7 protein-coding genes are annotated in these 7,761 nt (G+C 30.7%); 4 read left to right on the top strand and 3 right to left on the bottom strand.

From position 1 onward, the window contains the following. Nucleotides 1–48 precede the first annotated feature (48 nt). Complete coding sequence (locus B3N22_RS23470) at nucleotides 49–786, top strand: flavodoxin family protein (RefSeq protein WP_286911104.1); 738 nt, start codon at nucleotides 49–51, stop codon at nucleotides 784–786. Nucleotides 787–797: 11 nt separating this feature from the next. Then, complete coding sequence (locus B3N22_RS23465) at nucleotides 798–2,711, top strand: ABC-F family ATP-binding cassette domain-containing protein (RefSeq protein ID WP_286911102.1); 1,914 nt, start codon at nucleotides 798–800, stop codon at nucleotides 2,709–2,711. 29 nt (nucleotides 2,712–2,740) lie between these two features. Here the strand turns inward: B3N22_RS23465 and B3N22_RS23460 are convergent, their stop codons facing one another. Continuing rightward, a complete protein-coding gene (locus tag B3N22_RS23460; RefSeq protein WP_286911099.1) occupies nucleotides 2,741–3,394 on the bottom strand; it encodes a DUF1292 domain-containing protein in 654 nt (217 codons plus the stop codon). 24 nt (nucleotides 3,395–3,418) lie between these two features. Beyond that, nucleotides 3,419–4,075: a PspA/IM30 family protein gene (locus tag B3N22_RS23455; RefSeq protein WP_286911097.1), complete on the bottom strand. Its 657-nt coding sequence runs from the start codon at nucleotides 4,073–4,075 to the stop codon at nucleotides 3,419–3,421. A gap of 172 nt (nucleotides 4,076–4,247) precedes the next feature. Between B3N22_RS23455 and B3N22_RS23450 the strand changes: the two genes are divergently transcribed. Further along, complete coding sequence (locus B3N22_RS23450; protein WP_286911095.1) at nucleotides 4,248–4,658, top strand: hypothetical protein; 411 nt, start codon at nucleotides 4,248–4,250, stop codon at nucleotides 4,656–4,658. A 456-nt stretch (nucleotides 4,659–5,114) separates the two neighbouring features. Then, on the top strand, nucleotides 5,115–6,266 hold the full coding sequence (gene rpsA / locus B3N22_RS23445) for a 30S ribosomal protein S1 (protein WP_286911093.1): 1,152 nt from the start codon (nucleotides 5,115–5,117) through the stop codon (nucleotides 6,264–6,266). Between the two features lie 68 nt (nucleotides 6,267–6,334). Here the strand turns inward: rpsA and pyk are convergent, their stop codons facing one another. Next, complete coding sequence (gene pyk / locus B3N22_RS23440; RefSeq protein ID WP_286911091.1) at nucleotides 6,335–7,753, bottom strand: pyruvate kinase; 1,419 nt, start codon at nucleotides 7,751–7,753, stop codon at nucleotides 6,335–6,337. Between the last annotated feature and the right edge of the window lie 8 nt (nucleotides 7,754–7,761).

Below are 7,761 nucleotides of genomic sequence, written 5' to 3'. Positions count from 1 at the left end.
TATTAGAATATATATAATAGAGATAGTAATTAAATATGAGAGGTTAAAATGAAAAGAATATTGCTTCTAAATTCAAGCTTTAGAAAAAAGAATACTTTTAGATTACTTCAAAATATAGGCAATGTACTTAAGGATAAAGGCTTTCAAGTAGAGTATATAAATATAAATCAATATGAAATAAAAGGCTGTAGAGGTTGTGAACAGTGTATCCAAAAAGACAGTCCTTGCTTTATTAAAGATGGGGCCGAAGAATTGATAAAAAAGATTACAGAATACGATGGGATTGTTATTGGAACTCCTGTATATATGGGAAGCTTTAGTGGGAATTTGAAGCTACTTATAGATAGAACCTCAAAGTGGTTTCATAGAACTGAAATAGCTGGAAAACCAGTTATACTTGTTTCTACAACCGCAGGCTCTGGCTTAAAAAACACATTAAATTCTTTGGAGAAAGTGTTAGATGGTTGGGGAGTTAATGTAGTTTCAAAAATAGGAAGAACCATATCTAAAATAGATGATCCTCTTGATAAAGGTGAACTGGACAGATTTATAAACTATGTTAATAATGGTAATAGGAGCTATAAACCAAGTACAGGACAAATTATCAGTTTTAATATTAAAAAGGTTTTAGCGGAAAACATATTTCCATTAGATAAAGAATATTGGGAAAAGAAAAATTGGTTAACACAAGATTATTATTATAGTTGTAAGGTAAATCCTTTTAAAAAGATTTTGGGAAAGGGCTTTTACAAGATGATGAAAACAAAGATTAAGCCTATTAAATAAAGGAGATTGTTATGAATTTAATCACACTAGAAAACATAAGCAAAAGCTATAGTGAAAAGATACTTTTAGATAATATATCATTAGGGATAAATGATGGAGATAAAATAGGACTTATAGGCATAAATGGTGCAGGTAAGTCGACTTTATTGAAAATAATTGGAGGAAGAGAAGAATTCTTTGAGGGTAATATTTCTAAAGTAAGAAATATGAGAATAGAGTATCTATCTCAAACTCAGGACTTCTCAGAAGGAGCTACAGTATTAGAGCAGGTATTTAAAGGTGATACTGTGGAGATGAAGCTTCTTATGGAATATGAGGATGTATTGAAGTATATAGAAGAAGGACAAATTGAAAAATATCAGGATAGACTTATATATATCCAAGGGCAAATTGAAGCATTAAATCTATGGGATTTAGAGAGTGAAGCTAAGATTATATTAAATAAGCTTGGAATAGCTAACTATCATGAAAAGGTAATGAATCTTTCTGGAGGACAAAAAAAGAGAGTAGCCTTAGCTTCAGCCCTTATAACCCCTTGTGAACTTTTAATATTAGATGAGCCTACAAACCACCTAGATAGTGATAGTATAGAATGGCTTGAGGATTATTTGAATTCTAGAAAGGGTGCTCTTATTATGATAACCCATGATAGATACTTTTTAGATAGAGTAACTAACAGAATAATAGAATTAGATAGAGGAACGTTATATACCTATCAAGGTAATTACTCAGAATTTTTAGAGAAAAAGGCAGAAAGATTAGAACGTGAAAAAACTGAAGAAGATAAACGAGCAAGCTTAATTAGAGAAGAGTTAAAATGGGTTAAAAGAGGAGCGAAAGCTAGAACCACAAAACAAAAAGCCAGACTTCAAAGGTTTGATGATCTTGTAAATTATGAATACATAGAACCTAGAGGGAATGTAGAACTTAGTTTAGTTGGAACAAGGCTAGGTAATAAAGGTGTTGAGCTTACTACTATAAATAAAGCATTTGGAGATAAAGTTTTAATTAAAGACTTTTCTTACAACTTCGTAAAAGGAGATAGAGTAGGGATAGTTGGAAATAATGGTATGGGAAAAACCACTCTTATAAATATAATAAGTGGCAAGTTATCTCAAGATAGTGGAGAAATAGACATGGGGGAAACCGTAAAGGTAGGGTGTTTTTCTCAAGATAGCTTAAACATGGATGAAAATATGAGAGTTATAGATTATGTAAAAGAAGGCGGAGAAATAATACCAGTAGCAAATGGATTTAAAATAACAGCATCTCAGATGTGTGAAAGATTTTTGTTTGATGGAACAATGCAATATACTCCTATAGGGAAATTATCAGGAGGAGAAAGAAGAAGACTTCAGCTTCTAAGAGTTTTAATGGAAGCACCTAATGTCCTTATATTAGATGAGCCTACGAATGACTTAGATATAGATACTCTTCAAATATTAGAGAACTTTTTAGATGATTTTGGAGGAATACTTCTTATAGTATCCCATGATAGATATTTCTTAGATAGACTTTGTCATAAGATTTTTGCTTATGAAGGTAGTGGGAAAATTAAAGAATATACAGGTAACTTTAGTGATTATTTAATTAAAAGAGAATTAGGTAATACTGAAGCTCCAGATTCAAAAAATTCAGATAAGGAAACTAAGAAGGAAAGAGTAAAAAATAAAGATGAAAGACCTAAGTTTTCATTTAAAGAACAGAAGGAATACGAACAAATTGATGAAGTAATAGAATCAGTAGAAAATAAAATTTCTAAGGTAGAAAAAGATATAGAAAATACCGTAACTGACTATGAAAAACTTCAAAAACTTATAAAAGAAAAAGAAGAGCTTGAGTTAGAATTGGCTGAAAAGTATGAGCGCTGGGAATACTTAAATGAATTAGCTCAAAGAATAGAAGAATATAACTCAAATAAATAGAACTGGATATAAATCCAGTTCTATTTATTTTAAGCTTCTAAGGTTTCAAACCTTTGAGATATAAAGTTAAATTCATCTTCATCAGTTATCTCACCATAGGTATCTTCTTTAATACCAGCATAAAGATATAAAATATATCTGTCATTAATATCCCTGATATTTTCTATGATGATATATTCTTGATCTTTTTCACAGTCCTCTAAGGTAGCTAAAACCTTAAATTTATCCTCTTTTCCAGTATCATTGTTAGTTAAATCTAAAGTAAAGTTATCATGAACTCTAACATTTAACTTATTATGGTCACAGGATTTTATATGAGAATTTCTTCTGCAACTATTACAAGTTTTGAAAGAACACTCAACTACACAATTAAAACAAGCACATTTTGAGCAGTTTTCTAATTGAGTAAAAGTTTCTCTATTAGAAGCCTTATAGGAATTGATTTTCCCTTCATCAGGAGAGGTAAATCTACTAAAGAAACCTTTTTTATTAGATTTTTGTTCCTCTTCTTCTAAAAGCTTCATGTAGTCTTTAAGAACTTTTCCTTTAGCATAGAACTTTTTTCTTTTTAAAAAATCCTCAGAGAGGAAGGGAGAAATGTTGTCAATAGCATAATATATGTCAGTGTATATCTTTCCCCATCTTTCCTTCTCTTTAGTAATTAATTCAAAGTCACTTTTCATCTGCTTCCCACCAAACTAATAAAATTAAGCATTATTATTTTTATATTTTTCAAGTTCTAAATCTAAATCAGTTTCATCAAGTTTTTCAAATTCAGATTCAAAATCATCAACTTCTCTTAATTCTCCAAGACCTGTAGCTAAAGATTCTTTTCTTTGAATCTTTCTCTCTATAGCATCAAGTTGAATAGTGTTGGTTTTTGTTTGAACATTAGCAAGTATTTCATTAACCTTTTGAGAAGCTTCGGCAGTAGAGTATCTAGCAGCAGCTTCATCTCTATATTGTCTAGTCTTTGAAATCTCTTCTTCCAAAGCAGCTAAGTTTTTCTTAATAGCATCTGCTTGTGATTTAGCAGCTTCATAGCTTTCTTTAAGAGAAGTCACTTTTTTGTCAGCTTCAAGTTTTCTTTGAAGAGCACGTTTTGCTAAATCTTCATTGTTTTTAGAAAGAGCAAGTTTTACTTTGTCTTCATAATCCTGAACTTCTTTTTCAGCTGTGTCTAATCTTTTCTTTATTTCATGAGCGTTTCCTATAATTTGAGCTGAGTTTAGTTTAGCTTTTGAAAGCTGATCTTCCATATCTCTAAGTTTTTGATCTAATAATTCTATTGGATTTTCCACCTCGTCTAATGCATTGTTAACTTTTGCTTTAAAAATATTTGATATTCTTGTAAATACTCCCATGATAATTGTTACCTCCTAAAATTAAAATTTAATCATTTTTATAATGTAGATTACTAAAAAAACTACCGCTATTGCAATTATAATCTTTATAAAGAATGCAAAAGGGTTACTGTTTGAATATCCTCTAAAGGGACTAAAGTAACTAGAGGATGAGACTCTTCCAAAGATAGGAATGCTCCAGGATGATTCACCACTAGAACCACTGTTATCAGATGAATTTGTTTGGGAACTGCTTTCAGTTTTTTCTTCATCTTTAGGTTTACTAGTGGAAAAGCTTCCAGACTTAGTCCCACTTGATGATGAGTTTGAAGAAGAACTACTTGACCCCGATTCATATTTTGATGGTGAATCAGTAGTACTGCCACTGCTTTTTGAGGAACCGCTGCTTCCAGAAAATGATCCTGATTTAGTTCCACTAGATGAACTACTAGAGCTTGATTTTGAGCTAGAACTGGAACTTGACTTAGAGCCAGAACCTGAACTGCTAAAGCTTCCTGATTTTGTGGAGCTTTTGGCCTTTGAAGCACCAGTAGATTTACTAGAAGATTTAAAAGAACCACTTTTGGATTTAGCTGCTGCATAAGCAGACTCACCCTTAACTCCATTTTCAAAAACATTTCCAACATCTAAAGATATTGATGTGAAAATAAAAATGAAAGTTAGTACAAATGTTAGGATTAAACTTTTCTTTCTATTATTTTTGATATGCCCACCCCCTAATTTATCTCCTTAGAAGAATTATCCATGAGAATATTATATGGTATTATATAACCTTTAACAAGTTTGTTAATATTGTTTTTTGAAGTAAAAAAACTCCACAGCCCCTAAATATTTAAAATAGCTCGCTAATTCTCTATAAAACTAAAAATATCTTCTATTTACTATTATGATTTAAGATTAAATCTAATGAAAATATTTATATTTAAATTATAGCATAATAAATTATATTAATTAATGAAGAACATATTAATTGTAATAACGATAAAGCTGATTTAAAATAATAATGTAAGTAGTTATGAACAAGTTTAGGAGTGATAAAATGAATAACGAAGAAAATAACTCAATGTCTATGGCAGACCTATTAAAAGATTACGATGTCAAAAAACTTAATGTGGGAGATATAGTAAAAGGAGAAATCCTATCTATAAATAATGATGAGGCTATGGTTAATATAAATTACTATAGAGATGGTATTGTTAAACGTAGTGAAGTTTCTCACGATGAAGTTGAAGTATCAGACGTATTAAATGTAGGAGATACAATAAACTTAATGATAGTAAGTTTAGATGATGGAGACGGAAATGTTTTATTATCTAAAAATAAAGCAGATGAAATTATAGCTTGGGATGAAGTAAAAGCATCCTATAAAAACAATGAAACTTTAACTTTAAAGGTTAAAGAGCAAGTAAAAGGTGGAGTTGTAGCTTTATATAAAGGTATAAGAGTATTTATTCCAGGCTCACAAGTGTCTAGAGAAAGAGGTATAGAACTTTCTACACTTGTAGGAAAAGAGCTAGAAGTAAGAGTAATTGAATTTGATAAAAGGGATAAAAAGGTTGTAGCTTCCAGAAGAATTTTAGAAGAAGCACAATATAATGAAGAAAAGAAAGCTTTATGGAATTTAGTTAAAAAAGGTGAAAAAAGAGAAGGAAAAGTTACTAGAATAGTTAAGTTTGGAGCTTTTGTAGATATTGGTGGAATAGAAGGATTAGTGCATATATCTGATTTAGCTTGGGGAAGAGTTAAGAGAATAGAAGATGTTGTTTCTGTTGGAGACGTAGTTGAAGTTTACGTTGGAGATTTTGACAAAGAAAAGGAAAGATTATCTTTAGCAATAAAAGATATTAAAAAAGATCCATGGGAAGATGCAAAAGCTACTTTAAAAGTTAACGATGTAGTTACTGGAAAAGTAGTTAAGTTCTTAAACTTTGGAGCCTTTGTAGAAGTTTTACCTGGAGTTGAAGGGTTAGTTCATATAAGTGAAATAACAGAAGAGAATATAGCTAAACCATCAGATGTTTTAACAATAGGTGGAGAAGTTAAGGTGAAAATATTAGATATAAATTCTGCTGATAAAAAAATGAGCTTAAGTATCAAAGAAGCCGTAGAGAAGTCAAGAGAATATGAAAAATTTAATGATGACTTTGAAGGTGAAAGTTTAGCAGGTTTATTTAAGGATTTTAAATTCTAGGTTTTAATATAATTTAAAATGGCCCTTTCAATAATATTCTATTGCAAGGGCCATTTGTATATCTTAATTTAAAGCTTCTCAATTTTAAGCATATTAGTTCCACCAACATGAGTAGTAGGCATTCCAGCGGCTACTAATATATTATCACCTGAGGTAGCAAGTTCAAGGCTTGAAGCCACTTTTCTTGCTTCACTTAATATTTCATCTGTGGTACTAAACATATCACAGGTTTCAGGGATTATCCCAAAGTTTAATGATAAACTTCTTCTTACTTTTTCGTAAGGAGTTATTGCAACTATAGGGCAACTTGGTTTGTATTTAGATATAAGTTTTGCTGTAGCACCACTTTTAGTTGCAGCAACTATTGCTTTTGTAGGCAATATATTTGAAGTTCTACAAGCAGAGTAACTTATTGCATCTTCAAAGGCTAATAAAGAAGGTTCTCTTAGGTTATTAGTGAATGATACATAGTCAAAATTAGCTTCAGTTTCTAAAGCTATTCTACTCATAGTTTTTGCTGCTTCTATAGGATATGTGCCGGAAGCACTTTCGCCAGATAACATTATAGCATCTGTACCATCAAATATAGCATTACAAATATCACAAGCCTCAGCTCTAGTAGGTCTTGAATTTCTTATCATTGAGTCTAACATTTGAGTTGCTGTAATTACTATTTTCCCAGCAGAATTACACTTTCTTATAATCATTTTTTGGATTATAGGAACTTTTTCTATAGGAATTTCAACTCCCATATCACCTCTAGCTACCATGATACCATCAGTAACTTCGATTATTGAATCGATGTTGTCTACACCTTCTTGGTTTTCGATTTTAGCTATTATTTTAATGTGTTCTCCATTGTTTTCCTTAAGTATTTTTCTTACTTCTAAAATATCAGAAGCTTTTCTTATAAAAGAAGCAGCAACAAAGTCCACGCCTTCATTACATCCAAAAATCAAATCATTAACATCTTTTTCTGTAATAGCAGGAAGATTAATATTAACGTTAGGAACATTTACTCCTTTGTGATCTTTTATAGTGCCGCCAACAACAACTTCTGTCAGAATTTCTTTTCCCTTTATTTCTTTTATCTTAAATTCTAAAAGTCCATCATCTACAAGCATAGTACCGCCGACAACTACATCTTTGCAAAGAGTTTCGTAAGAGATAGAACATCTTTTGTTATCACCTAAAATTTCTCCAGAACATAAAAATGAAAACTCATCTCCAACATGAAGAGTAGCTTCACCATTTATAAAATTATGAGTTCTTATCTTAGGACCTTTTATATCTAGCAGTATACTTGTAGGAGTACCTAATTCTTCTCTAAGTTTTTTTATTAAATCCATTTTCTTTCTATGGTCATCTTGTGTGCCGTGAGAGCAATTTAATCTTGCTGCACTCATTCCTATTTTTATAAATTCTCTTAAGACATCTTCATTATCAGAAACAGGACCGATTGTGAAGATCATTTTTGTTTTTTGCATAAAATCAC

It is taken from the genome of Clostridium sp. UBA1652 (assembly GCF_002320975.1).
Classification (GTDB): Bacteria; Bacillota; Clostridia; order Clostridiales; family Clostridiaceae; genus Clostridium_T; species Clostridium_T intestinale.
Note: the sequence above shows the minus strand (reverse complement) of the source record. Positions and strands in the feature narration are given on the sequence as shown.